The sequence below is a fragment of the Sporosarcina cascadiensis genome, assembly GCF_009650995.1.
Taxonomy (GTDB): Bacteria; Bacillota; Bacilli; order Bacillales_A; family Planococcaceae; genus Sporosarcina; species Sporosarcina cascadiensis.
The window spans coordinates 46399-71335 of the sequence record NZ_WHVV01000005.1 but is presented as its reverse complement, the minus strand read 5'-3'; the positions used below and the strand labels follow the sequence as shown (position 1 = coordinate 71335).

At 41.0% G+C, this 24937-nt stretch carries 21 protein-coding genes and 1 riboswitch; of the genes, 8 read left to right on the top strand and 13 right to left on the bottom strand.

Annotated features, from left to right (window positions below; all coding sequences use genetic code 11):
- Position 1: 1 nt before the first annotated feature.
- The 4 genes from isdE to isdC form a co-directional block, all read right to left on the bottom strand.
- Positions 2–919, bottom strand: a complete 918-nt coding sequence (isdE, locus tag GDZ68_RS07030; RefSeq protein ID WP_153721568.1) for a heme ABC transporter substrate-binding protein IsdE — start codon at positions 917–919, stop codon at positions 2–4.
- Between the two features lie 3 nt (positions 920–922).
- Entirely contained in the window at positions 923–1834 is a 912-nt protein-coding gene (locus GDZ68_RS07025) for a hypothetical protein (RefSeq protein WP_153721567.1), read from the bottom strand.
- A 106-nt stretch (positions 1835–1940) separates the two neighbouring features.
- Entirely contained in the window at positions 1941–3413 is a 1473-nt protein-coding gene (locus GDZ68_RS07020; protein WP_153721566.1) for an NEAT domain-containing protein, read from the bottom strand.
- Complete coding sequence (isdC, locus tag GDZ68_RS07015; RefSeq protein ID WP_153721565.1) at positions 3410–4051, bottom strand: heme uptake protein IsdC; 642 nt, start codon at positions 4049–4051, stop codon at positions 3410–3412. Before isdC ends, GDZ68_RS07020 begins: the two co-directional genes overlap by 4 nt.
- A 421-nt stretch (positions 4052–4472) precedes the next feature.
- Between isdC and GDZ68_RS07010 the strand changes: the two genes are divergently transcribed.
- Both GDZ68_RS07010 and GDZ68_RS07005 read left to right on the top strand, forming a co-directional pair.
- Positions 4473–4964 (top strand): hypothetical protein, encoded by a 492-nt coding sequence (locus GDZ68_RS07010; RefSeq protein ID WP_153721564.1) that lies wholly within the window; start codon positions 4473–4475, stop codon positions 4962–4964.
- Positions 4965–5329: 365 nt separating this feature from the next.
- The gene (locus GDZ68_RS07005; RefSeq protein WP_153721563.1) at positions 5330–6811 is read left to right on the top strand and encodes an S-layer homology domain-containing protein; all 1482 of its coding nucleotides are present in this window, start codon (positions 5330–5332) and stop codon (positions 6809–6811) included.
- A gap of 436 nt (positions 6812–7247) precedes the next feature.
- Here GDZ68_RS07005 and GDZ68_RS07000 read toward each other — a convergent pair whose 3' ends face one another.
- Positions 7248–8027 carry a TatD family hydrolase gene (locus GDZ68_RS07000; RefSeq protein ID WP_153721562.1) on the bottom strand — a complete coding sequence of 260 codons (780 nt, stop codon included), beginning with the start codon at positions 8025–8027 and terminating at the stop codon, positions 7248–7250.
- A gap of 88 nt (positions 8028–8115) precedes the next feature.
- On the opposite strand from GDZ68_RS07000, the gene GDZ68_RS06995 reads away from it, so the two are divergent.
- A complete protein-coding gene (locus tag GDZ68_RS06995) occupies positions 8116–8733 on the top strand; it encodes a YczE/YyaS/YitT family protein (RefSeq protein ID WP_228551031.1) in 618 nt (205 codons plus the stop codon).
- A 42-nt stretch (positions 8734–8775) separates the two neighbouring features.
- On the opposite strand, the gene GDZ68_RS06990 is transcribed toward GDZ68_RS06995, so the two are convergent.
- Entirely contained in the window at positions 8776–9477 is a 702-nt protein-coding gene (locus GDZ68_RS06990; RefSeq protein WP_153721560.1) for a peptidylprolyl isomerase, read from the bottom strand.
- A gap of 151 nt (positions 9478–9628) precedes the next feature.
- Here GDZ68_RS06990 and GDZ68_RS06985 point away from each other — a divergent pair, with 151 nt between their 5' ends.
- The gene (locus GDZ68_RS06985) at positions 9629–10438 is read left to right on the top strand and encodes a DUF817 domain-containing protein (protein WP_194841087.1); all 810 of its coding nucleotides are present in this window, start codon (positions 9629–9631) and stop codon (positions 10436–10438) included.
- Between the two features lie 75 nt (positions 10439–10513).
- Here GDZ68_RS06985 and GDZ68_RS06980 read toward each other — a convergent pair whose 3' ends face one another.
- The 5 genes from GDZ68_RS06980 to GDZ68_RS06960 form a co-directional block, all read right to left on the bottom strand.
- The gene (locus GDZ68_RS06980; RefSeq protein ID WP_153721559.1) at positions 10514–11248 is read right to left on the bottom strand and encodes a Fic family protein; all 735 of its coding nucleotides are present in this window, start codon (positions 11246–11248) and stop codon (positions 10514–10516) included.
- Positions 11249–11268: 20 nt separating this feature from the next.
- Positions 11269–11784, bottom strand: coding sequence for a YehS family protein (locus GDZ68_RS06975; protein ID WP_194841093.1), 516 nt, complete (start codon positions 11782–11784; stop codon positions 11269–11271).
- 96 nt (positions 11785–11880) lie between these two features.
- Positions 11881–12912 (bottom strand): C45 family autoproteolytic acyltransferase/hydolase, encoded by a 1032-nt coding sequence (locus GDZ68_RS06970; protein ID WP_153721557.1) that lies wholly within the window; start codon positions 12910–12912, stop codon positions 11881–11883.
- Entirely contained in the window at positions 12913–13692 is a 780-nt protein-coding gene (locus GDZ68_RS06965; protein WP_153721556.1) for a MerR family transcriptional regulator, read from the bottom strand. It lies immediately after the preceding gene.
- Between the two features lie 144 nt (positions 13693–13836).
- Positions 13837–14187 (bottom strand): winged helix-turn-helix transcriptional regulator, encoded by a 351-nt coding sequence (locus GDZ68_RS06960; protein ID WP_153721555.1) that lies wholly within the window; start codon positions 14185–14187, stop codon positions 13837–13839.
- Positions 14188–14414: 227 nt separating this feature from the next.
- Here GDZ68_RS06960 and GDZ68_RS06955 point away from each other — a divergent pair, with 227 nt between their 5' ends.
- The 3 genes from GDZ68_RS06955 to gshAB all read left to right on the top strand — a co-directional run bounded on the left by GDZ68_RS06955 (position 14415) and on the right by gshAB (position 18779).
- Positions 14415–15533 (top strand): S-(hydroxymethyl)glutathione dehydrogenase/class III alcohol dehydrogenase, encoded by a 1119-nt coding sequence (locus tag GDZ68_RS06955; protein WP_153721554.1) that lies wholly within the window; start codon positions 14415–14417, stop codon positions 15531–15533.
- Between the two features lie 4 nt (positions 15534–15537).
- Positions 15538–16371, top strand: coding sequence for an S-formylglutathione hydrolase (fghA, locus tag GDZ68_RS06950; RefSeq protein ID WP_153721553.1), 834 nt, complete (start codon positions 15538–15540; stop codon positions 16369–16371).
- A 146-nt stretch (positions 16372–16517) separates the two neighbouring features.
- Complete coding sequence (gene gshAB / locus GDZ68_RS06945; RefSeq protein WP_153721552.1) at positions 16518–18779, top strand: bifunctional glutamate--cysteine ligase GshA/glutathione synthetase GshB; 2262 nt, start codon at positions 16518–16520, stop codon at positions 18777–18779.
- A gap of 436 nt (positions 18780–19215) precedes the next feature.
- On the opposite strand, the gene GDZ68_RS06940 is transcribed toward gshAB, so the two are convergent.
- Positions 19216–21396, bottom strand: coding sequence for an amidase family protein (locus tag GDZ68_RS06940; RefSeq protein ID WP_153721551.1), 2181 nt, complete (start codon positions 21394–21396; stop codon positions 19216–19218).
- A gap of 177 nt (positions 21397–21573) precedes the next feature.
- Positions 21574–23625 (bottom strand): methyl-accepting chemotaxis protein, encoded by a 2052-nt coding sequence (locus GDZ68_RS06935; RefSeq protein WP_153721550.1) that lies wholly within the window; start codon positions 23623–23625, stop codon positions 21574–21576.
- A gap of 164 nt (positions 23626–23789) precedes the next feature.
- A riboswitch (cyclic di-GMP riboswitch) is annotated at positions 23790–23900 on the bottom strand.
- A gap of 406 nt (positions 23901–24306) precedes the next feature.
- Between GDZ68_RS06935 and GDZ68_RS18060 the strand changes: the two genes are divergently transcribed.
- On the top strand, positions 24307–24726 hold the full coding sequence (locus GDZ68_RS18060; protein WP_228551042.1) for a nucleotide-binding domain-containing protein: 420 nt from the start codon (positions 24307–24309) through the stop codon (positions 24724–24726).
- Positions 24727–24937: the final 211 nt, after the last annotated feature.

Sequence of the window (24937 nt, the reverse complement as noted above, 5' to 3'; positions counted from 1 at the left end):
ATCAACGATAGAAAATCTTAATTAATTCTTTCAATGCTTCCGGTACCTGCAGTGAAGCGGTCGTTCCGAAAAGCTCTTCTTCTAGATCATAGACTTTGCCGTTTTTCACCGCATCAAAGTGTTTCCACACGTCGTTCGTTTTGAACTCTTCATCAAACATCTCCACCACTTCTTCCGGCATACCATGTGACAGCCGAAGAATTATGTCTGGATTGCTGTTATGAAGATATTCTGTATTGGAAGAAAGATATTCAGGATCCTGCCCTTCCATCACGTTAATACCGCCCGCGCGCTTCACCAAATCACCTGCATAGGAATTCTCGGTAGCTACCAGATAGCTGCCTGGAATCCCGAGTAAAATCAAAACACGCGGTCCTTTACGGTTCGCTGCGACTGTTTCTGCTGCTTCAATATTCTTTTGCAGATTCGAAACCAGCTTATCTGCCTTTTCTGTGCGGTTGTAACGCTCACCCAGTGTCTGAATTTCTGTGATCATCGAGTCAACACTTTGGAAGTTCAAAAATTTCACCGGTATATTCAACTGCTCAAAACTGTCCGTCAAATCATATTCCAGTGTGGATACGGACAATACTTCTGTCGGATCCAGCGACTTCACGATCTCCATATCGGGCGTCATGGCATTGCCGATTGTTGGCAGTCCGTCAAAACGCGGCGCCAGCTGTTTTTCTGATTCGGGTATCGCAATTGCGTCAATATCTAATTTATCCAGGATATCTGCGATAACGACTGTCCCCGCTATGATGCGTTGATCCGAACCTTCTGCTTTGTCATTACCGGCTTCAGCTGACGCACTTTCCTTATCTGTATCTGCACCGCAGCCTGCCGCAAAAGCTAGTAACAAAACAGCTGCGAACAACGTAAAATATCTCCATGTTTTCTGCACGCTCTGATCCTCCATTCATCATTTACTGATAACTTCTTTTTTTCTGCTGACCAGTCGCCGAATTAATAAAACTCCTGAAAGGATACAGGCAAGAAACAGGATACAGACTTTTACAACATTAAATGGAATAGCCTGGCCTTCTGCTGTATGAACTGAAGTGGATGCCACTTCCGCTTTTTCCCCTGCTATCTGTACGACTGCCGGTCTCACAGGAGTCTGCTCTTTTACTGCTGACTGCACTTTTGCTGCTGCATCCTGTGTACGATCAAATACCAGCTGCTCTTCTTCAGTTGCTGCTTTTCGTGCCATTTCTGCAGCCTGCTTTTTCTCTCGGGCTTCTGCAGCCTCTTTTGAATGCCTGGACGGCCGGGGGGTATAGGTACGTTTTTCCCGCTCTTTTATGATTGGAGTTTTATTCCGATGGACAGATTCAGTTTTGACGGGCAGCTGTTTATTTCTGTCGGTCAGCACCGTGCCGTCAGCTGCCGGCTTCTGCTCTTCCTTCGGTAAAGAATCTGCAAGAATTACTATTTCCTGCGAGAAGGATAGTAAAAGATCATCTTCGGACCATTGATACTCTCCTTCAATCATGACACTTGCCAGTACATTCTCCATATCAAACTGAACTAAATTTTCATCCGCATTCAGCGATGACTTCATCTGGTTTCCTGACTGCTGAACGGTTACTTTCTTGATGACGTCCTGATACTTTACTGGAACCGAGAGAATGTAGCGACCTTCTCTAACCGTCAGTTCAGCCTTGTCGCCGAATAAAATTTCCTGACCTGCTGATTCATCTGATTGAAAACTTAGCTCAACTTGATACATACCATTGACGTTTTTTTGTTCAGCCGCGTCTGCAGCTGAATGATAAGGCAGCAGTACAGAGATCATCAAAATCAGGATGGAAAGACCACCTATTCTTTTCATTTCAAACCCGCACGCTCCCTTCCTATTCTGGCCGATTACAGATAAAACGACAGGAACTTCCTCCCGCTTAATGAAAAAAGCGAGAGGAAGTATCTGTTCGAATTACTTATTTATTTTTGTCCATAAAATCCAATGAACCGTTTAAGATCTTAGCCATTTGTGTGCGCTGCAGCGGGCTGCCTGCGTTAATTACCTTTTTACCGTCAGCCGTCTGAGAGCCTGTCATGATTCCTCCTGCATACAATAAAGCAAATGCTTTTTTCGTTTCAGGATCTGTGACAACTGCTCCGTCTGCATAATATTTAAGGCTTGTATCGCCGATATTCATTTCATTTCCTGCCGCGTGATTCACAGCACGGTAAAGCATTAATGCACCTTGCTGGCGAGTCAATGTGTTATTCGGATTGAACTTTTCGTTCTTTTGAACAATACCTGCTTGCGCCAAGGCATTGATAGCGTCTACGCGCTCTTTATCTGTAATATTGCCAAGGTCTTTAAAGCCTGCAGATCCTGAAGATTTCAAGTCTAATGCACGTGCGATCATCAACGCAAATTGTGAGCGGGTGATGTTGTTGCGCGGGTTGAACTTGTCTGCACCTTTGATAATATCTTTCTTGTAAAGTGCAAGGATTGCTTCTTTATTGCCGTCTTTATCGATGTCTTTGAATGGATTTACGATTGGATCGGGAGTAGGTTCAGGCTTTGGCGTTTCCACTGGCTTGTCGCCCGGCTTCGCTCCGTCCAGTCCAATTTGAACTTTATGATTTGAATCATACTTAACGCCCGCTTCGTCTACAATCACATGCAGGTCAGCATTCACTAATTTTGTTAAGTCTGCTACTTTGAACGTATACGTACGTTCACCTGTAGACTTGTCGTCTGTAGCAATTGCTACAACCTTGCCATCCACTTTGAACTCTTGGATGTAGTGGCCTTTAGGGAATGAAACCGTTACTTCATTGCCGTCTGCCAGCTTCTTCACAGATGCAGTTGAAGACATGTACTGCTTCATCATAGATTCTTCGCTTGTTCCATCTTTATAAACTTTTACAGGTACTGATTTAACTTCTGCTTCTACATCGTTTTTAGCTGCTGTTGCTTTGAAGTCGAATTCATACCATGTGTCCATGCTCATCGCCGGTACTACCACATGAATCTTACCTGGATAAACTGTATCTTTAACAACCGGGAAACTGTATGTGATTGTACCATCTGTGTTTTTCACGCCAGCTGCATCAACAAACTCTTCGCCTTGTTTCGTTTGTAAACCTGCAATCATAGGGGCAGATTTAGCTGCAACCGTTAAATACGCTGTAGTTTTTCCGTCTTTTTCAACAAGTGTCCCCTGAGGTACGATGTGGCCGCTAATTGCCGGTTGTGGTTCAGTTGTTCCTGGCTTATATACGTGGAAGTCGATAATCTGATCTGCTGCAATTGTCTCAGCAAGTGTAGTTGCTGCATTATTGCTTGAGCTGATCGGGTTCGTGCTTGCTGAAGCAGCTGATGGAAGTGCGATGGATGCTGCCAGTAATGAAGCCAGTACCGCTTTTGTTGCGCGTGATGTAGTCTTTTTTGTCATGATTGTTCCCCCTGTTTTCTTTGGTTTCTAGTTCTATAAAGTAAAAATGCTGAACCTGCTAATGCAAAGATTAGTAAGTACGGCGTTGAATCACTAGTTTGCGGATTTTTCACTTGATTTTCAGCCGACGGTTTCTTTGTTCCTGTCGTACTGGAAGCAGGTGCTTTATCCTTTTCCGGAGTTGGTTTCACTGTTTCATCTTTTACCGGTGGAGCGACTGCCGCTGCTTCGTCAAAAACGAGGTCAACCGAATATTCATGGTGGTAATTAATATCATCTACATCTACCTTCATTTCGATCGTGAGAGGTTTTGACAGATCGTTCACTGTAAACTGTACGACACGTGTATCTGCTGCCTTATCCTCACTGAGTACAGTCGCACCGCCAGGCGGCTGGAATTTTGTGATCCACGTGCTGTTTTTCAATGTAAGCCCCACTGTGGCAACCCCATTTTTGACCGTTGCCTTTGCGGGCTTCAAGAAGTAATCATTGGCAATCGAAGCAGAGCTGCTATTTGGCTGATTCACCTGATAATCGAGTGAATGCGTTCCATCTGCAACTTGTGCCGATGCTTGCGGCAAAGCCACTGTCAGCATGAGAACACTGGCTAATAAAACAAAAATAAATCCATTTTTCATTATTTATTCGTCCCCTTTCAGTATGTTAGTTCCATCTTAAGGATAATTGATATAGGTTTTTCTATATGCTGGGCAGATTCCCACCTATAAAGTATCTCACAAATCCCTTGTCTTTCGGCCATAAATTCAAAGATTTATTATGAACCTTCATGACATTTGTGTGACTGGCGGCCTTTACTATGTATATCTTTTCATACCATTCAATTAATGAGAACGATTATCATTTACTATATCCTGTCTTGCCTGCCATGTCAATTATTTCCGGGATGAATCACTCGTTACTTTTCGACAGAAAACGATCTTATTAATTTAGTACTGAATGATTCAGCAATCTTCCATTAGACTTTCTGTCCGTATTCACCGAACTTCAAAATTTACATAGGCTATACAAGTGGACTGATTAAATAACGGAAGGGGCCGAATGATGAACTTTCTATCTTTCAGCGGCACAGTGATGATGATTGAGGACTTTTCGATTGGGCAGGAAAATGAAGCCGGATGCTATAAAATGTTCACGGTCGATAACGGGTATGGAAATATTGTCAATTTTGTTGTGGAGCCGACAACCTATTTTGTCGATCATGCAATAATCAATACAGGCGACCGGGTCACTGGATTTTATGATGCAAATGCCCCGGCACCCATGATCTATCCGCCCCAATACAGAGCCCTCATTATGAGTAAAGATTCTCCTTATTACCGTGTAAAAGTGGATTATTTCAACCGCCGTTTAGAAAGCCGTGACGGGACGCTGAAACTGAACATTTCTCCTCAAACACAAATAGTACTGCAAAACGGGCAGCCGTTCACCGGCGAGGTCGGCGGAAGAAATTTAATTGTGGTATACGGAGCAACTACGAGAAGCATCCCCGCACAGGCAGCACCTTCTCAGATTATTGTACTTTGTTTGTAATGTGTGAAGAGATAGTAGAGATGAAATAAAAAGCCTGTATCTTAGATCACAAAGTAATCTTTGATACAGGCTTTTAGAACGCCCGTCTTGTCGCGGATCACCAGGAATTGCTGCAGCTTACCTTGTTCCTCGATAATTTCAAAACGTTTCGTACCCACTGGAACAACCTTCTTTTTAGTAGTGTGCGAGATGTAGGACTCTTCTAAATTACTGACAGACCGCGCAATGAACAGTAAGAACCGCGCCAAACCAGCGTCTAACCGTGTATTGCCTCTTGAGAAAATAAACTTATAATACTCTGAAACTATTTCATGGTTTCTCCGTCTGTAAGGTACCTTACAAGACTATGGAGAGGATGAAATCGAATGAAAAAGAAAATATTATCGGTATGTGGAGCTGTTTTGCTGGCATGCAGTATGTCTGTAACGAGCATGGCTGCAAGTGAACAATCATTTTCGGACGTACCGCCGTCTAAACACTTTGCCGAGTCGGTCAATGAGTTGGCGGCCCGCAATATAATAGGGGGTTATCCGGACGGCACATTCAAACCTGGCAAATCTATCACGCGGGGACAGGCGGCAGCAATTATTGTGAAGATGACAAAGCTCGATACTGCAAATATGAAAGATCCAAAGTTTAAGGATGTCTCAACGGCAAACGGTTATTACAAGGCAATAGCCGCATTAGCTGGAAAAGGTGTGATCAACGGTTACGGTGATGGACGTTTCGGACCGAATGACTTCATCACGCGAGCACAGATGGCATCCATCATTATTAAAGCGTTTGACTTACCGCTGTATCGTGATCCGGATTACGGGTTCAAGGACGTCGTGCATAAAAACGGTCACAGAGACGGTATTTATAGTTTGTATCAGCTTGGCTTGACGACGGGGACATCTCCTACGACATACAGTCCGAACGATTCCATTACAAGAGGGCAAGCAGCAAAAATTTTGAAAGCGTCAGAAGATGTGAAGACAGGGATTCTGAAGTTACACGCGAAGGATTATAAATGGAAACGATTCAACGATGTCAGTAAAACAAACTCAGATGTATTTGATATCGTGGCTGACAGTGAAATACCGAGCCAGATCAATTTAAAGACGATGGTTCATATTGTTCCAAAAAAAGAAGGCACGGGCACGCTAACGTTTTCCGGAGAAGCACAAGCTGATTCTTCTGATAAAAATTATAGAAAGTACTATGTGCATGTTAAAAAAGTGAATGGTAAATGGGATATCTCATTGGAAGAGACTACAGATATTTATTCTACACCTGTGGAGCTTTGGAAGTATTATGAAAGAAGGGATGACAACGGAGCTTTCATAGATGCTAAGTCGATTACTCTTGCGACAGCGGAAGGGGAACTGGTAAACGATCGCGTGGCGTTTAAGCGATGCGATAATCAGATGCTGCAATATTGCAATGTCATCCAAATGGATCAGACGGGAGAATTCATTGCGACGGTCACGTATACTGATGGTGTGGAGATGCATTATTATATTTCGTCGATTGAAGCCAAAGACCAATTTTATTACTATACTCATATAACCCCGATCAAACAGGATGAAGTAGTGAAAATATGGGATGGCGCTCTACTCGGCAAGCATGTGCTGCCTAAGGGGAGTGAGCAGATCGCGACTGTGACGAGAGATCCGGGGACGAATGTGTTCCGAATTACTCCGAAGAAAACTGGGGAATTCTTTATCGACTTCCCGGATAGCAAGGTAGCACCGGGCAGTCACAGGATTTACTACGGTATTACGGTCAGGGTTAGTAAACTGGGGCCTTATCTGCATGTCGATGCGACGAGTAGTGAGGAAGACGATATGGTGTTTAATGATTAAAGTAAGAAAAGCAGACATGCACTTTGTGTCTGCTTTTTTGTGCGTGAGAATGAAGTTACGAGCGGAAGTGTGGCTCGTCTGCACTTTTCGACCAGCTGAACATCAAGACCCAAAGGTTGTTTGAAGTATTGGATTATAAAGCTGGATTCGTTGTTAATTAATGTTCTAATCTAATACTAATTTGGTTCCTCACCAAAACATGTGTTTAACCTGCCAGTCCGCTGTTGAATTCAGTTGAAACAGAATCTCGATATATTCCACCGGCCATCAAAGGCGCAACTGCAGCCTCAAGACGTAGGCAATCCCCTCAACGCACTTTTTATAATGCTTAAAGACAGAATGTCAAAAATAGATGCTAATGAAGCGCAATTAATTGACTGGTTATTTTAAGCAATCGACCTGGACCTTCTAACTCGATGAGGGCATGTTTCTTCTATTATTCAATCCGATAAAACGCTTTAGTTGTTTCATAGATGCTTTTATACACTTCATCCGCATTCATTCGCTTGATATCAGCAATCTTCTGTACGCTCTCATGCATCATCGAAGGATGTGTAAGCTTACCTGAAAAGCGCTCTTCAAATGGCCAGGGTCCGTCCGTTTCCACCATCAGCTGTGACAGCGGTGTCTGTTCGACAATATGCTGGATCTTTTCTTTATACACCACATCAGGTGTAACCGAAACGACATAGCCATTTGCAAGAATTCGCTTCAGCACCGCATCCTCCCCCTTGAACCAATGAAAATGAGCAGACATAATTGAATAGGCTTCCAATAAATCACATACGGCAGCTGCATCTTCGTAGACTGCATGCAGAACGATTGGCAGCTTGGTATGGGCAGCTTTTTGAATGAATTTCTCGAGTGCTTTTACATAAGGCAGCAAATCCAGATCTGCTTTTTTCTGCCGCAGATAATAAGGCAGCCCTACTTCACCGACCGTCGTCAGAAGATGATGATTTTCATCAATCAAGTTCAAGATCGCCTGCAGTTCTTCTTCACTTGGTACAGCTTGCTCTGGATGCCAGCCGATTGCCGCCTTAATTCGGCTGTCGAAACGTGCGGACTCCAGTTGTCGATGGGAAGACGATAAATCTTTTGAAACCGCAACCAATGCATCGACATAACTTGCTTCCAGCTCTTTCAGGAGTAAGATTCTTTCTTCGTCGCTGTACATATCCAAATGAATATGCGCATCGATCAGGCGTCTGTTCATAATTATCCCCGCTTTCTATAGAAGGCTATACCTATGTAGGTTACAATAAAAAAGAGAAGATTGCGTCATATGAAGGAGATGAAATATTTTGCGACTATTACAGGCTGGATTTCATAATTATCTCATCGGCCTGATTGTTTTAACATTAGGCATCACCTTTACCATACAATCAGCGCTCGGTGCTTCCCCGTTTGACGCACTGCTCGTCGGCTTGTACCGCACATTCGGCTTGACCATCGGCAGCTGGGAAATTGTCGTCGGAGCATCACTGGTTTTATGCAACGCCATCGCTGATAAAAAAAGACCGGAGTATTACGCACTTATCACTTCGTTTGTTACAGGGCTTGGAATTGATGCGTGGTTATTTTTATTGCGTGACTGGATCGTACCGCACACTTGGATTGGTCAGTGGACATGCGTAGTCTTAGGTATTGTATTAATCGGTTTGGGCGTGGCAATTTATTTACAATCTTCATTTGCACCAAATCCCATGGATCGTTCCATGCTAATATTATCCAGGTTAACCGGATTAAGTACAACGTATGCACGAGCTATTATCAGTATTATTCTCGTAATCATAGCTTTCTTTTTTGACGGAGCAATCGGCATTGGTACATTGGTAAATGCACTTTTCACAGGCGTGTTTATTAGTTTATTTATCCCCTACATAAAAGCCATGACCATTCAGCCGACGCTGCACGAATAAAATACAGGCTGCCCTTTTTATTGAAGGGCAGCCTCGTGTGTTTTACTTATTAACTGTTGGGGACGGATAGTCAAAACCTTTTGTATCCACTTCAACTGTTTTCATTTTCTGATCCTTTAAAGGCTTGTCTGAAGGATCTGTTTCAGCAGCCACGATGGCATCCACTGTTTCCATTCCCTCGATTACCTTGCCGAATGAAGCATAATCCGAATCAAGATCTGGTACATCTTCTGCCATAATGAAAAACTGTGAACCGGCAGAGTTCGGGTCTTGTGTACGGGCCATAGACAGAACACCGCGCTCGTGCAGCATATTGTTTTCAAATCCGTTATTCGTAAATTCCCCGTCAATTGAATACCCTGGACCGCCTGAACCGTTTCCTGAAGGATCTCCGCCCTGAATCATGAAGCCTGGAATGACACGATGGAAAATCAATCCGTCGTAATAGCCTTCTTCCACCAATGAAACAAAGTTCGCTACCGTGTTCGGCGCTACTTTGGGCTCTAGCTCCAAGACGATCTTCTCATCGTTTTCCATCGTAATCGTCACGATTGGATTTTCTTCTACGTCTGCTGAATAATCTGCTGCTTTTTCCTTCACTTCTTCAGGCTCGTTTACCGGCTCTTCCGGAACTTCCTGTTCTACCAGTTTTCCCTCTTCTGTTTTTGATCCGCAGCCCATCAGCAAGAAGACAAGCGCTGTTAAGCTGAATAGTAAATAGAGTGTTTTTTTACGTACGAACATATTTTTTACAACTCCCTTATGTATGGTGCGTACTCATTATATAACAGATAGCCAGCTAATTCCCAACAAAGAGTGAACCATAACAGCTCAGCTATCGTCATACTAATTTCCAGAAAGAATTCGGTCTATTTTGATAAAAAGGCGGTGTCCTATGCAAAAAACTTTGACACAGAAAAAAACGATTAAAATTACCATCGCAGCAGCATGGATGCAGCTCGTCCGCTTTGGCTGGCAGCAGGCCCTGTCCTGTCTGTTTCCGGTTGTTATTTTCGGTTCATTGGCGTTGACCCAAGTGATACCTCTGCCTTTCCTGCCACGCTACGACTGGCTGCTGATTATTTTCCTGCTCATGCAGTGGTGGATGGTGCGTTCCGGCCTCGAAACGCGCGATGAATTAAAAGTCATTACGCTTTTCCATTTAATTGGACTGGCTCTGGAAATATTTAAAGTGAATATGGGGTCCTGGTCGTATCCGGAAGAAGGCTATTTCAAAATACTCGGGGTGCCGCTGTACAGCGGATTCATGTATGCCAGTGTCGCCAGTTATCTGTGCCAGGCATGGAGAAGGCTGCATGTGGATTTGGTGAAATGGCCGCCGCTTTGGCTCGTTGCACCGCTCGCTGCCGCCATCTATCTGAACTTTTTCACTCATCATTACTGGATTGATATCCGCTGGTGGCTGTCTGCGCTCGTGCTGATCGTCTTCTGGCAGTCATGGGTAACGTATGAAGTCGGCGAAACCCGCTACCGTATGCCAATCGCGTTTTCATTTGTACTCATTGGATTTTTCATCTGGGTGGCCGAAAATATCGCGACATTTTTCGGTGCCTGGAGATACCCGAATCAAAGCGAGACTTGGCATCTGGTCGGGATCGGGAAGCTAAGTTCGTGGCTGCTGCTGGTGATCGTCAGCTTTTTGATTGTGGCAACGTTGAAACAGGTGAAGAAGAAACAAGATTAGATTGTGTATGAATGATTAGCTGAATGCTAAAAGCACCTGTGATCTCACTATAAGATCCAGGTGCTCTACATTCGTCTATCTACAATTTACTGCTTTTACGTACAGGTTCAGTGTAGACTCTGCTTCCCCCGCCACTAAATCAATAAAATCCTGATAATCTTCAGTCGTATGGGCTTCGTCCAATGCATTGTAATAAGTTAGACGACTTTCCACTCTAATTATTACAGGAGGATAACCAGCCTTCATTAGTTCCAAGTTCATTAACAGTCTTGATGTTCTTCCGTTGCCATCGATAAATGGATGAATTCCTACGAATATTGCATGCAGCATGGCCGCTCTGGTAATCGGATGCAGACTTTGTGCTGCCCCATGATACCAAGTAAGAAGCTGTTCCATTTGTTCTTGAATTTTAAAAGGCTCTGGCGGTATATGCTGAGCGCCTGAAATAAATACTTGCTGATTTCGATAGACACCCGCATACTCGTCGTTGATTCCCTTCAAAACAAGCCGGTGCAAATTCTTAATCTGCCATTCTGACATGGCGTCCGCTTTATGCACAATCTCTTCCACATATGAAATCGCATCGCGGTGATTAATCACTTCTAAGTGCTCCCGCATAGTTTTACCACCGACTGTTATTCCCTCAAGCACTACCTTCGTCTCGTTTAATGTCAGTGTATTGCCTTCAATAGCATTGGAGTTGTACGTCCACTCTAAGAACAGTTTTTCTCTTAGACTTTGAACCGTATATTCAGGTAATGGGCGTGCCGCATCTAACCTTCTCTTTTTTTCATCAATCGTCGCGAACATGCCGTCCTCTCCTCTTTTGCTTATTCTCGATAACGCAGTGCCAATCCTTTTAGGAAGTTTCTGGCATATCGGTCGCCGCATTCTTTATAATTCCGGTGTCCTTCTTTTCTCAGCACTGCACTCAATTCATTTTTTGATAAATCAACGCCTGCTTCGTGTAAAATTTCCATCATATCTTCGCCTGTAAGTGAAAGTGCGATCTTCAGTTTTTTGAGAAGAATGTTATTTTTGTTTCGATGATTGGCTGATATCAGGAACTGATTCGGCGTATTCTCCGATTGACCTTCCTGCTTTCCTCTTTTCTGCGTTACCAGACCATTCAGAAACGATTCCAGCGTCTGATTGTCGATTTCTCTGACATATTCACTTTCCTGTGAATCATAATCCTGATCGTCTTTGGCTTTCGCCAGCATGTCGCGGACTTCCTGTCTAGTTGTTTCCACGCCGCCCAATTCAAAGATCTCGACCATAGCAGCATCTTTTATATCCAATGCGTATCGTAAACGGGCTAATATATCGTTATTATTCAATGCGATCACCTGATACCTTTCCTGTTTGCAGTTGTTCTTCTTAGTATAGTATGTTTTTACGTTCATTGTCTTATGCGAGGGTCAGAGCAGCACATCAGACTCTTATGTCTTATGCCTGATTTGGCCCTTAATACTTTCAGGAAGTAGTAAAGTCCCCTCTAAAAATTCCTGCAATGACCACTTTTCAGGAACGCAATTTTCTCCGATACCTACCATAAGTAATAAATCTGCTGGTGAATAAACAACTGTATGCAACGTTCCGAAGTATTCTTTATATTGTTTGAAAAATAAAGGGGAACCTCCGTCATTAAATTGGCTGTACAAGCTGCTTGGCGTCAGTTCTTCCCCTTGTAAACTGCTTATAAAATTCTTGCGCTGAATGGAATTCTGTATGTTTTCACGATTTTTCGTTTTGAGAGTTTCTGATTCAAAATGATTCGTGCAGATTAAAGGATTAGTATTGTTCACCACTTGACTATCTGGAGCAGCTTCGATCATCACACTTTTCCTACTCCGGTCCGTCAGTGAATAATTATAGCAATATCCATGTGGAATCTCTGCAAGTAACTTGATTGCCTCTTCAATAGTGGCACATTTCTCCAAGAGCATGCGAACAATCGTCGTCGCGATGAATCCCGGTTGCTTGTGTTCAGCTGAGACAAAATGCAGACCCGCCACCAGTCCCTTTTCATTCATACCATCAAGCCTCCCGATTACCTGCTGACTAAAACCGACACTTGCATAACCAGTTTTAGGATTGGTAAACACGAGTCTGGCATCATAGAGTGCGGGGCTGAAATCATAATTCCGTACATAGTGGCCATCACACACAAATGAAGTACAGCCCATCTCAGGAAAATCAATATTGTAGCCGCTATAGAGCCTGATTACTTCTTCTGCCGGCAGCTCTAGCCCGGTCGCTAAACCATGTAATTCATGAAGAATAGACGGAGCAATTTTCCCCACTAACTCTTCTGCACATTGCACATCGGCTTGTTCATTCATACGGGACTGAAAACGATTTTTCCATAGATGATTGAAGGAGCTGAATTCTCTGCTCTGCTGTACACCCATTTGATAATAGGTTCCTGATAGTTCTACAACTCTCACAGCCAGCTCTTCATAACTGTCCATTCACTTCTCCTCCTTGCGCGTCATTTGAGTTACCGGCATAATTAGGTCTAATTCGGTGAAGTGAGGACCGCGATACCATTCCACTATGGGACCGGTAGCTATCCATTCATGCTGGATGGCATAATCCATTAATTTATAGTATCCCTCATGTATCTGTTCAATCGGATCATGAAAAGGCATTGTTATATAAATCCCCTCCCCCATTCGCTCGACTGACTCGATTTCAGTTAGTCGGTCGGTGTCTGTCGCACAAGAAATACCAAAACCAATGTGCGCTTTAACATATTCATCACCAGAAACATATTTCAAATACCAACTGTCGACCAATATTTTATTAACCTTCAATTCTTGAGCTCTTTTTAGAAAGTGATTCTTGAACCCGCCTTTTTCCGATTGGACAGAAAACCAAATAATCGTTTCACGCTTTTTATCTATCAAGTATATTTCATTTAGTAACGAGTCACTTTCCAAATACTGAAGGCCGATGTGTAGTATTTCCTGTTTCATTCTTATATTTTCTATCCAGTGCTTTTTCATGCCTTGACGGTTAGTATTATTTTCTTCGTTCAAGTACAGTTTGATTTCTTTCATGGGAATATCAGCTAAACGTAAACTAGAAATCAAATTTACTACTGATACCTGATCTTCTCTATATATTCTGTACCCGCTGCCATTCCTATCGACAGAACAAAGCAGCTTTTCTGCTTCATAATAGCGTAAGGTGCTCTTAGGAATACCCGTCCTTTTTGAAAAGTCCTGTATTGTCATGAATTCACTCAAATCAATCAAGCCTCCTTACAAAAAGAATACACCTTAAAGTAACTTGAAGGTCAATAAAAATAATACGGCCCTGTCGGAATGGGCCGTATTATTCTTGTTTCTATTCACATATAGATACTGAATCGATTTTAACAAACAGCATGGTTAGTCGTCTGATTCCTCTTCTAAAAACTTACTGAAAGTATCTCCCCAATTGCAGATCGAAGTGACAACAGGTTCCAGGAGAAGACCGATTTCACTTAATTCGTACTCCACTTTAGGCGGGACAATCGGATAGACAAACCGGGTGATGATTTTATCGTCTTCCAGTTCCCTTAGTTGTCTAATCAGCATACGCTGGTTGGCATCGGGAAGCTTTTTTTCAATTTCACTTAATCGTAATGGAGACTGTTGAAGCAAGCACCAAATAATCGCTATTTTCCATCGTCCTCCTATAACGGACAAGGCCAAATCTTTACTGCTGTAATATTCTTTTTCTTTATAATGAATCACTATTTATTCACATACCTTTCCATTAGCGTTGTATTCAAATTGACAAATTTGTCAGTATGGTAAGATGAATTATAGTATGCCCGTATGTAAATGTAAACATCATCATGTCATATGTTATAAATGAAGTTTACCCCGTATAGTGACAAATATGTCAGTATTGCTGATCGGTTCGCGATATGTAATTATGGGTATAGTATCACTATTATAAATAGTAGAAAGAAGGTCTTCATTTGAAAAGTAGAGCTGCTGTTGCATTTAAATCGGGAGAACCGCTTCAGATTGTAGAAATTGATGTAGAAGATCCAAAAGCAGGAGAAGTATTAGTAAAGATTCTGTACACTTCTGTCTGTCATACAGATGCCTACACTTTATCAGGTGATGATCCTGAAGGCGTATTTCCGGCTGTACTCGGTCATGAAGGTGCGGGTGTCGTTGTTTCTGTAGGTGAAGGAGTAACTTCAGTAAAGCCGGGAGACCACGTGATTCCGCTATATACACCTGAGTGTGGAAAATGTAAGTTCTGTCTATCGGGGAAAACAAATCTGTGCAGTGCGATTCGCGAAACGCAGGGTAAAGGGTTAATGCCTGACGGAACAACTCGTTTCTCTTATAATGGCGAGCCAATTTATCACTATATGGGAACAAGTACGTTCAGTGAATATACTGTCGTATCCGAAATTTCATTAGTAAAAGTAGAAGACCCAAATGTACCGCTTGATAAAGTCTGTTTATTCGGATGCGGCGTGACAACTGGGATTGGCGCTGTCCATAATACAGCGAAAGTGGAAGAAGGAGCCGTGACGGCCGTATTCGGTTTAGGTGCTATCGGATTAGCTGTAGTTCAAGGTCTGGCTCAAGCAAAAGCAAGCCGCATTATCGCAATTGATATGAACGAAGACAAATTTGAACTGGCTAAAAAGATGGGCGCTACCGACTTTATTAACCCGTCAAAATTCGATAAACCAATCCAAGAAGTGATCATTGAAATGACTGATGGCGGAGTGGATTACAGTTTTGAGTGTATTGGAAATGTGGAAGTCATGAGATCCGCTCTTGAATGCTGTCATAAAGGCTGGGGAGAGAGTATTATCATCGGTGTAGCAGCTGGAGGGAAAGAGATTCAGACCCGTCCATTCCAACTAGTTACGGGTCGTGTTTGGAAAGGTTCAGCTTTTGGTGGAGTAAAAGGCAGAACTGAGCTTCCGGGAATGATTGAAGACTATATGAATGGTAAGATTGATTTAGATTCATTTATTACACATCATTTAGACTTTATGGATATTAATGAAGCATTCGATTTGCTTCACAAAGGCGAATCGATCCGCACAGTCTTAACATATGGAGAGTGAGAGCATGAGTATTGAACGCATTGAACAGCATCGCTCTTTTGATGGAGAGCAATGTAAGTACCATCATTATTCAGAAGTCTTACAATGTGATATGACGTTTAGCCTTTATCTGCCGTCAAATAAAGAGGGTAAAAAGATTCCTCTTATTTGGTGGCTGTCCGGTTTGACTTGTACAGACGATAATTTCAGTCAAAAAAGCGGTTTTCAGCGATTGGCTGACAAACATCAAACTGCTGTCATGATTCCAGATACATCGCCGCGCGGAGAACATGCCGCGGACGATGAAGCATGGGATCTTGGAAAAGGAGCAGGCTTTTACGTAGACGCCACTCAAGATCCATGGGCGGCTAACTATAAAATGTATACGTATATTACAGAGGAATTAACAGAAATTGCGTCCACATTAATTCCTGATTTCTCAGGTGAAGAAAGCATAATGGGTCACTCAATGGGCGGCCATGGCGCGTTGGTTATCGGCATGAAAAACGCTTCGAGATTCAAAGCCATTTCTGCTTTTTCTCCTATACTCAGCCCCAGTGACGTTCCATGGGGGATTAAAGCTTTCTCGGCTTATTTAGGTGAGGACCGAGCAGCTTGGAGAGAATGGGATGCTTCAGAACTGATCAAAGAAACTGGCATGCCGCCCATTCTCATTACGCAAGGTATCGAAGATACGTTTTATCCGGAACAATTGGATGAAACTGCATTCTTAGCAAATGCCCAGAAAAGTAATCAAGCAGTTAGTTATAAAAAAGCAGATGGTTATGATCATAGCTATTTCTTTATTGCTTCTTTCTTGGATGATCATTTTGCTTTCCATATGAAACACTTAGGTTAATTCCCTTTTTATCATAAAACGTGGAATTGAAAGTATCCACATTTCAACCAAATGTGGATATTTTCAATTTCTGCTTTCTGTTATAAATTGCGGTTAATTTCCTGAAAAGACTGCTGTGAAAAAGTAATCAGGGGGCGATAGCTACTATGAATTTAAAAGAAATGTTAGGCAATGAACGCGTTAGACCATACTTATTAAAAGCTCGCTACGGAATTGAGAAAGAAGGCCAGCGGGTGGATCTGTCGGGAAACTTAGCGAAAACAGACCATCCTGAAGTGCTTTCCGCAAGAGATCAACATCCATACATTCAGCGGGACTTTTCAGAAACACAAATGGAATTAATTACGCCTGTTACTGATTCAATAGAAGAGCTGTTTAACCATTTATCAGCAATTCATGACGTTGCCTATCGTTCTATGAGTGAGCAAGAAATGATCTGGCCGTTAAGCATGCCGCCGCAGTTACCGGAAAGGGAAGAAGATATTGTCATTGCTAAGCTGAAAAATTTTGAGAGTGTTCTGTACCGCCGATACTTAGCCAAATCCTATGGACGCCGCAAACAAATGATCAGCGGAATTCATTTTAATTTTGAATTTGATGACCAACTGATTCGAGTGTTATTTAATTTGCAGTCGGAGATCAAAGAATATCGTCATTTTAAGAGTGAAATTTACTTAAAACTTACGAGAAACTATATACAGTACCGCTGGCTGACAACTTACTTTTACGGAGCTTCCCCTGTGAGTGAAAAGAACTTTTTCGAAGAGGATTCTTTTAGCAAGCCCGTAAGAAGTATTAGAAGCAGTAAATATGGTTACACAAATTCTGACGAGGTTCAAGTTTCGTACAGCAGCATTGAAAACTATGCGGCTGATCTTGAATCAATGGTTAAAAAGGGATATTTAATAGAAGAAAAAGAGTTTTATTCTGCTATCCGTCTAAGAAGCAAAGGTCATGTCTCAAAACTGGAAGAGCAGGGCGTCCGCTATGTTGAAGTGAGAAATATAGATTTAAATCCTTTTGAAATGTATGGGATCGGCCGCGAGCAAGTGGAGTTTCTGCATCTGTTTCTATTATATTTGCTGTGGAAAGATGAAAGCACCGATTGTAAATCAGGTGAGTCTTACAATAATACTGTAGCTCTTGAGCATCCATTGGAGCCTACTCAGTTTAAAACGGAAGCTGAACAGATGATTGATGAAATGGAACGGGCAGCAGAAATCTTAGGCCTGACGGTTTCAGATACATTATTTGTTAACTTAAGAGAAATGCTGGCGGACCCGAGTAAAACTTTAGCAGGAAGACTATATAAAGAAATTGAAGTAAGCAGCCAGAAACAAACAGCAGTGAGTATTGCGAAAGAAAATTATGCTGAGGCATGGGCTAAACCCTATCAATTAACAGGATTTACTGACATGGAGCTGTCTACACAGATTCTAATGTTTGATGCAATCCAGCAGGGACTGCAGGTGGAAATTTTAGACCGGCAAGATCAATTTTTGAAGCTGAAATTACATGATCATATTGAGTATGTAAAAAACGGGAATATGACAAGTAAAGATAGTTATGTCTCCCCTTTAATTATGGAAAATAAAACAGTAACGAAGAAAATCCTTCATCAACAGGGATTCCGTGTGCCTTTAGGTGATGAGTTTAATGATATAGAAGATGCACTGCGCGCTTATGAGGTGTTTTCCGCCAAGCCTTTTGTGGTGAAGCCGAAAACTACTAACTATGGATTAGGGATTTCTATCTTTAAAGACGGTGCCGGTTATGATGATTATCAACAGGCTATTACATTGGCATTTCAAGAAGATTCTTCTGTACTCATAGAAGAGTTTCTCAGTGGAACAGAGTATCGCTTCTTCGTGCTGAATGAAAAGGTTCACGCAGTCTTGCTGCGCACACCTGCCAACGTGACAGGTAACGGTAAACAGACAATTGAAGAGCTGGTGAACGAAAAGAACCGTGATCCGCTGCGAGGCAGAGACCACAGAACACCATTAGAAATTATTGAATTAGGTGATCTGGAGGTCCTTATGCTTAAAGGACAGGGATATCAACTAGATTCAATTCCAAAAGCGGATGAGGTCGTTTATCTGCGTGAGAATTCCAACGTGAGCACAGGCGGAGATTCCATTGACGTGACCGATCAAATTCCTGAGGATTATAAGAAGATCGCGGCGGACGCGGTAGCTGCGCTGGAAGCAAAAATCAGCGGCATCGATTTAATTATTGAAAACACCGAAGTTCCTGCAGCTGATGAAAATGCTTATGGAATTATTGAAGCCAACTTTAATCCATCTATGTATATGCATATCTATCCCTACAAAGGGACGTCCCGGCGTTTGACTATAGAAATTATTGCGTATTTATTCCCCGAGTTGTTTGAGGATGGGACAGCGTAAGAAATATAGCTTACCGGTTTTAATACGCTTCGGCGCTAGGAGATTGCCTTACGTCATGAGCCAACTAGCAAAGAGCACGCTAGCTGTCTCACGACAACGGCTGACCTCGCAGTTGCGCCTTTGCTAGTGAGTAGAATAAGATTTTGGATAAGAACCAAAGTTAGTCCTTGTCCTTGCTTGACGGCCTCTTCTTTTATGCAGTAATGACTTCTGTGTATTAGGCAGAGGCCTTTTGCATATTTTTTTGCATGAGCAAGACGTACATTTAACATCTGATATGACAGCCTGAAACCACACTTACTTAGGATACGGTTCACCGTAATTCTACACGTACAAAAAGCTTCTCATAAGCTTGGATTGCTTATGAGAAGCCTAAATTTTTTCTATAATTTTTGTGTGACCTTTATCTAACTTGAAGAAAGGTCTCTAACGATCTTTACTTCGTGGGCTTAAATTGATCATCTAGGTATCGGGCCATAAATGCCGCGAAATGTTGACGTGATATATACATATTAGGCTTAAATTCACCGTCGGAATAACCAGTAGTAATATTATTTGCTACCAACGCAGAAATATAGCTGTGAGCCCAGTTCTCCTTGGGAACATCTTTAAAATCGGTTGGGTTTGTGCCTTTTAAGTCATAAGCTAACACTAAGATTGCAGCCGCTTGCGAGCGGTTTAATTTTCCGTTAGGGTCGAAATACTTTTTACCTTGAGCGTTAACTTTTCCGTTGACGATACCCAATTCAACAGCCTTAGCAATCTCCTCGTACCCGTTATCGCCAGGTGAAACATCAACAAAACCTGGGTTAGTGACATCTGAAAAGTCGACAATTCCCTTTTCTTTCAAAATCAATCGTATAGCATGTAAACGTGTAATTGAATCATTTGGTTTAAATGTTCCATCTGGATAACCATTAATTATTCCTTTATCTGTCAAATACATAATTTCATCGACATATGAATTTACATCTTTAAATACAGGCTTTTCATCTGTATTCATTTTGAAATTAGGCGTTGTTTTAGGCAGCGTTCTAGCATTGGTTGCTTGTTCAAAAGAATAAGCTATATCTAATAGAGACTGTTCACTAAATGCCAATCCCATGAAAGAGATCCCAACAGGCAGTTCTTCCTCAGTAGCACCGGCAGGAACAGTAATCTCAGGGAATCCTGTAGCCGACGCTACATAACTCGCGGCATACGTGTCATAGGCATCACATAAGTATGTCGGGTCTTCCTTATCGAATCTTGGTGATGCAGGACATGACATTGTTGGAAAAACAATGGCATCCAAATTTTCTTTTTCCATTATTGCTTGTACTTCATCCCGTACTTTAGGTATCTCTTTTGTTACTAAATCATCGTATTCTGGTGTATCTTTAAACGCCGCTTGTTTTACATTCGTTTTTAAACCTTCCAAACCTGCTGGGTTTACTGGTGTTGCTGAATTCAAAACTTCTGGTGATTCACTGATTTTAATTATTTCTTCCAGTGTTTTCGGCTGGCTTTCAGGGAACTGTTTTAGATACTCTTCCAACTGAGACTTAAAATTAGCCTCATTAATCGGCCCAATAATTGGTGTCCAAAGATATTGTGTCGTCTCTGAGAAAGATACCGGAATAAGTTCCGTCCCTATTTCCTCCATTTTCTTCAAGGATTTATTAGTAATTGTATCCACCTCAGCGTTGTCTCCAAAAAAGTCAACAGCTACTCCAATTCTTGCATTTTGCAAAGCAGTCTTGTCTAAGGACTTACTATAGTCTTCAACAATATGTCCCTTTGCAGATAGGGTTTGTTCATCTTTTTCATCGACTCCAGCCATAAAACTCAATGCAATCGCTACATCTTCAACAGATCTAGCCATTGGACCAGCAGTATCGAAATTTAACGAGGACGGGACGATTCCGCCGCGGCTTATTAAACCTAATGTCGGTCTGATAGCGACGAGTCCCGTAACATGAGATGGTCCTCTGACCGATCCAGACGTATCAGTACCTAATCCAAATACACCAAAGTTTGCTGTAATTGCTGCGGCAGTTCCGCTGCTAGAACCAGAAGCATCACGTTTAAGGTTGTAAGGATTCAAGGTTAAACCGCCCAAAGAGCTATATCCTAATCTCCCATAAGATGCTGCAAACTCTGACATATTTGTTTTTCCAATGATAATGGCTCCTGCATCCTTAAGTTTCTGAATAGCAAAAGCATCTTTTACGGGATAAGCATCCTTTAGTGCAACAGAGCCTGCCGTTGTCGGCATGCCTTTGACGTCAAAGTTATCTTTTACAACGATTGGAATACCATGAAGTACACTTCTTTTGCCTTTACTTTGTCTCTCTGCATCTAATTGCTTTGCCATCTCTATAGCGTCTTCATTAATATTAGTGAACGAATTAATCGCAGGGCCTTGCTTGTCATATGCTTCTATACGTTCTAGATAATACTTAACCAACTGCTCAGATTTAATTTGATTGTTATCCAAAGCATCGGAAATTTCGCTAATACTTTTTTCAAATGGATTAAAATCATTTTCTTCCGCAGAGACACTTGCCAATGGAAGCACGGCCACTACTACTATAAGAGCAATCAAGGTTCTAACTTTATTCAATATGTTAAACATGATGTTTCCTCCCTATTCTAAAACAAATTAACTATAAATTTTCCCTCTGAAAACAATATTCAGAGGTCGATTTATACAATATTCCTGTAAATCATAAACAAGGTTAAATATAATAGATCAAAATGTTAGGATATCTAACACATTCTTGTGGTTATTGTTTTGATAGAAATTATCCTTTTACAGTTTAAATTCCTGGATGGCTGCTTCCAATTCATTTGACATCCTAGCTAACTCTTGAGAAACCGATGAAACCTCCTCCATTGAGGCACTCATTTCTTCAGAGGATGCTGCAACGTTTTGGGAATAATTATTTACTTCTATACTGGTTTTTGAAACATCCTCTATGTGCACTACCACTTCAGCTATATGATTCTTCATGTTTTCCATTGCCATGTTAACCTCGGATATTTTTGTCGTACCAGCGAGAATAGAGTCCTTAATTTCTCCAAACGCTTTCCCGCTTTCATTCACGAGTTTCATCCCTTCCTTTGCCGAGCTTACCCCTAGATTTACTAGACCCATCGAATCTTCAATGCCACCTTCAATATCTTGAATAATTTCATTGATTTGCAATGCTGAATTACTGGATTGCTCTGCGAGTTTTCGAACTTCATCTGCCACTACTGCAAATCCCTTTCCATGTTCGCCAGCTCTTGCAGCTTCAATTGCAGCATTCAAAGCTAATAAATTCGTTTGTTCTGAAATTGATTGAATGATAAAGCTGATTTGTTTAATTTCATTTGATTTTTCATTTAACATGCTAATTTTCTCAGCGGAAGAACTCACGTTTTTATCAATTTCAATCATTTGATTTACAGTCTGCTCAACGACATCACTGCCCTGTATAGCAGTTTCTGTTGAATAATGTATGGAATTACTTACATTGTCCATGCTCACTGTCACGTCATCAACATGCCTAAACACCTCATTGATAATACCTACTGCATTTTTCATAGCAGCATCCTGTTCATCTGTCCCAGTAGCAACAAATTGAATCGATTCGGATATTTCATTGGAAGCTGTTTGATTTTGGATTGAAGAGGCTGCCAGCTCCTCAGATGTCGCAGATAATTGTTGAGATTCATGCGCAATTTTTTTTATTGTTTCTTTTAAACTGTTAGACATGGTATTGAAATTTTCACCCATATCCCCAATTTCATCTCTTACCTTCACCGTGACTTGTTGAGTCAAATCACCGTTTGACATCGCTAAAGACAAATCACTAATACTTTTAATTCTCTTTGTTATCTGTAAACTCATAACAATAGATGCGATTACAGCAAGAATTGCAAAAATCCCGCCAATTAGAAAAAGCATTGAGCGAATGAAAGTGGCGGTACTTAAAATTTCATCCTTCTTTATAACAGCAATATACTTCCAGCCATCAATTTCTGAAGTAATTGTGTTTAATACATAGTCTTCCCCATCTAGTTCAGCTTCAAATGAGCCATCTTTGCTTAAGTCTTTTAAAGAAGGAATATTTAGTTTAGACACTGGTTGGAAGTTCAATTCAGGATCTTTTGGATGTGCGAGAATTGTTCCATCTTCTTGCGCGAGAATTACATAACCATTGTCACCTATACTAATGTCCTTGATAATATCTGTTAAGCCTTCCAAACTTACATCTAGACCTAACACGCCTGTTTGTTTTCCATCTTTTTCAATGGACACTACATTACTTACTATAATTCCTTCTATACCAGTTGCCTCATAGGCACTTGTTAATTTCACTTCTCCTGGTTCTTCAATAGCTGTGCTATACCAAGGACGGTCTCTAGGATCAAAACCTGCTGCCACGGGTCCCTCAGGATATTGGACATAACCTCCATCCGATGTGCCCATATAAACATAAGAGGCTTTAGGATGATGAATACTAAATTGAGAAAACACATCATAAATGGCTTTCTCTTTATCCCCGTTTTTTGAAGGGGTCATATCAATAGAGTCATCCCCCGCTAGATCTTTATATAAAGTAATACTTGAATCGGCATTTAAAACTGATTTGTCATTAGCTAATAAATTGACATTTTCCCTAATCGTTTGAAAGTATAGCGAAATGCCATTGTCCACCTGTTTAATTTCTTTCTCGCTGAAACTGATATAATCATCCTCGGTTTTTTCGCTAACTGTTTTATTAACTAAAACTCCAATAAAAATAATTGGTACTAGTGATAGTAATAATGAAAAAACCAATAACTTTGCTTTGAACGAAATTCTTTTCTTACTCATTTTTACACTTCTTTCTATTTATGATAGTTTAAATTGATAACTTCAAGAATCTCTTAATCCTTTCTGACTATATCTTTACGCCAAACTCATGCCAAGTAATTTTAAACACCAAAAAACTATTCTATATAATATAGAATAGCCAAAGGAATATATTAATCCATAAACTTGGTAACCAGGCGATCATTGTTTAGAATGCAGGACTTTTAATTAATCCCTAAACTTTAGACCCTAAGCTTTGCGTCCTGTCCTTTCAGATCAGTTTGCCTTTAACTTCTATAGTTTTGTTTAAAATTACGCTTCCTTATAATCTCACGTAACTCCATTAAATTCAAGACTTTTTAACCGGTTTTAACTTTTAATATGTGAGAAAGGGATCATTCTAACAATTCAAAACTAATGAAAAAGGATGTGTTTTGTTCCCTGTGTATATAATTTTATAAAAATGAAGTCAAAAACATGATTTCAAATTGGTAATTTATTAATTTCGGGGCTTTATCCTGTTATGTTGATCTTATCACTTCAACCGCCTACTATTAGTTACAATCAAAACTAATCGCGATTGCTCTGAAACGCCTAAAAGGCCTATCTCCCGCTTCGAAATAGACCTTGAAATTACTAAAGCTTCGCATTTTCTTATGATTTTCCTTAAATTCAGAACAATTAACGTATGCTCATGCTTCCATAACAGATAGAGAGGAATTCATACATAATATGTTCCCCGTTGATATTAGTTTTAACGTTAGCATTGATTGTAAGGTTAAACAAAACGGTTTCAGAGAGACATTACTTCGTATCTTGCTAAGAGAGAAAAAACTACTACTTCCTAATAAAAGTTTAAACTTCTTTATAACAAACAATGAGATAGAGGGGAAAGGACTCCCCTTTGTTATTTATTGGAAGGTTCGGAATCGTGGTGACGAGGCTATTAGACGAAAGCAATTAAGAGGAGAAATTATAAAAGGTACTTCTCGCAAGGTAGAAGAGACACAATTCAAGGGTGGTCATTACGTTGAATACTATATTGTTCACAGCGGAGTATGTGTAGCCAGAGACCGTATTGATGTCCCAATTTATATAACTTTTAAAACTAAACGATTGTAGTTTTTAGATTAAAATTCCTTATTTCCCGTTTTTTTATAAGGTTATAACTAATGCGAAATAAAAAATTGAATGGGATTGATTATAGTGAAATTGTTACTGACCTCTAACGGTAAGTAACTACTCAAATTGTCTTTCAGCAATACTAAAACGGGGGAAAGCAAAATATTACTTATATTACTTCCCCCAATTTTTATAGGTAACTGTAATATGA